This is a genomic window from Rhizobacter sp. P2_H2, assembly GCF_056403375.1.
Map to the genome: position 1 here is coordinate 1 of NZ_JBFUFP010000936.1, position 2,145 is coordinate 2,145.

Here is a 2,145-nt window from a genome sequence, read left to right on the forward strand (position 1 = left end):
GTTCAGCGGGTGGGTCAGCCACATGCGCGGCGGCTGGGCGACCTCGGCCTTGAACAGGCGGTGCTGCTGCGGCTTCTCGGCCGGCAGCGGCGGCACGCGGTGGTACTGCGGGTCGTTGAGCACCTGGCCCATGCGCTGCATCACGCGCGACTGGATCGCGAAGGCATCGCGCGTGATGCACTCCTTGCCGTGCTCGCTGCCGAGGAAGCCGAGCGTGCGGTCCCAGGAATCGTCGGCCGCCTGCAGCTTGTGCAGCGCGTGGATCAGCGCGTCGCTGCCGGTCAGCGACACGGCGACCAGGTCGGCCTGCATTTCCATCTCGCGCGACAGCGCGCGCTGCACCAGCAGCACCGCCGAGAACGCGCTGTCGACCAGCGAGCGGATGGCCCAGACGATCACGCCCAGCACCCAGCCGACCCAGGCGATGCGGATGTCGAAACGCGACAGGCCGTTCAGGAACGCATCGAGCTTGTCGCGCCGCGCGACCAGGTGGCCGGCGATCTGCTGCGCGATGTAGACCCAGCGGCCGACCGCCATCGACTTCTGCGCGAAGTGGCCGAACTCGTGCGCGAGCACCGCGCGCATCTCGCCGAGCGTGAGCGCGTTGACCAGGCCGAGGCCGATCTCCAGGTTCTTGCGCGACGGCAGCACGAGGTTCAGCACCGACAGGTCGTAGAACACCGCCGCATTGACGCGTGCCGACAGGAACACCTTGTGCGGCCGCGGCGCGCCGGCGCGGTCGGCCAGCTTGTGCAGGAACTCGAACAGGCGCGGCTGCTCGGCCGGCTTGATCTCGACGGTGTTGTCCTGCGAGCCGTGCTTGACGAAGAAGACGGCCTTCAGCATGAAGACCGCGAGGAAGGCCGCGCAACCGCCGATCACCCAGCCCCAGACGGCCTGGCCGGACACGCTGTCGGCCCCGAAGGTGAGGCGCCAGGCCGTGAACAGGAACCAGCCGGCAAGGCCGAGGTACAGCAGCATGAAGGCCGCGAGCGCGGCGACGGCCAGCCAGGCGTGGCGCTTGTAGGCGGCGCTGGGCCGAGCCAGCTTGGCGACCAGCTTGGCCGGCTGCGCCTTGTTCGGTGAACTCATTCCCCAAGTCCTTCGCAGCCGCCCTCACGGCCGTTGGCGCGGATGGTAGGGGAAGGGATCGGGCCGGGCGAGTGCAAATTCACTCGAACGCAGCGTTTCAGCGACCGCTGAAATCGGCTCTTGCAGTGAAATTGTCGGGTTGGCATCGCGGACGGATGACGATTTGCGACAGCACTGAAATGTTCGCGGCACGTGGACACGCGGCCCGTAGACTGATGCGCCATGAAGCCGCTGGTCCTGATGGTCGACGACGATGCCGAGCTGTCGGGCATGGTGTGCGAACTGCTCGAGCGCGAGGGCTGGTCGGTGCACAGCGTGCTGACCGCCGGCGACGGCGAGCGCGCGCTGTCGCAAGGGTTGCCCGACGCCGTGCTGCTCGACGTGATGCTGCCGGACGCCAACGGCTTCGACGTCTGCCGGCGCTGGCGCGCGGCACACCCCGGCCTCGGCATCGTGATGCTGACGGCGCGCGGCGATCCGATGGACCGGGTGCTCGGCCTGGAGATCGGCGCCGACGACTACCTGCCGAAGCCGTTCGAGCCGCGCGAGCTGGTCGCCCGCGTGCGCGCGCTGCTGCGGCGCCAGGCGCCCGGCCGGGCCGATGCGCCGCAGCTGCGCTTCGACGGCTTGACGATCGACCTGCTGAAGCGCGAGGTGCGGGCCGGCAACGGCACCATCGCGCTGACCAGCGTCGAGTACAAGCTGCTGACCGCCCTCGCCCGCACGCCGGGCCGGCCGCTGACGCGCGAGCAGCTCAGCGACGCGGTGCAGAGCGGCGGCTACAAGCCGCTGGACCGCACCGTGGACGTGCAGGTCGCGCGGCTGCGGCGCAAGCTGGCCGAGGCCGCGCCAGGCAGCGAATGGATCGACACGGTCCGCGGCGAAGGCTACGTCTTCGTCCCGCGCGGTTGACCGTGCGCCGCTTCGACAGCCTGTTCGCCCGGCTGCTGCTCGCGCAGCTGGGTCTCGTCGCCGCGCTCGCGCTCGTCTTCGGGCTGCTGTTCTACATCGAGCGCAACGTGACGGTAGCGGTGCTGTACGCGGAGCGCTGGG

2 protein-coding genes are annotated in these 2,145 nt (G+C 70.0%); one reads left to right on the forward strand and one right to left on the reverse strand.

Going from position 1 to position 2,145, the window contains the following annotated elements:
* Window positions 1–1,092: M48 family metallopeptidase (locus AC1D15_RS28440; protein ID WP_477828654.1), on the reverse strand; the 1,092-nt coding region annotated here is incomplete at its 3' end.
* 222 nt (window positions 1,093–1,314) lie between these two features.
* Here AC1D15_RS28440 and AC1D15_RS28445 point away from each other — a divergent pair.
* Window positions 1,315–2,004 carry a response regulator transcription factor gene (locus AC1D15_RS28445; protein WP_477828655.1) on the forward strand — a complete coding sequence of 230 codons (690 nt, stop codon included), beginning with the start codon at window positions 1,315–1,317 and terminating at the stop codon, window positions 2,002–2,004.
* Window positions 2,005–2,145: the final 141 nt, after the last annotated feature.

Excerpts from the sequence above, each read along its gene's own strand:
- AC1D15_RS28445 (WP_477828655.1), top strand. The coding sequence starts at position 1,315 with ATGAAGCCGCTGGTCCTGATGGTCGACGACGATGCCGAGCTGTCGGGC.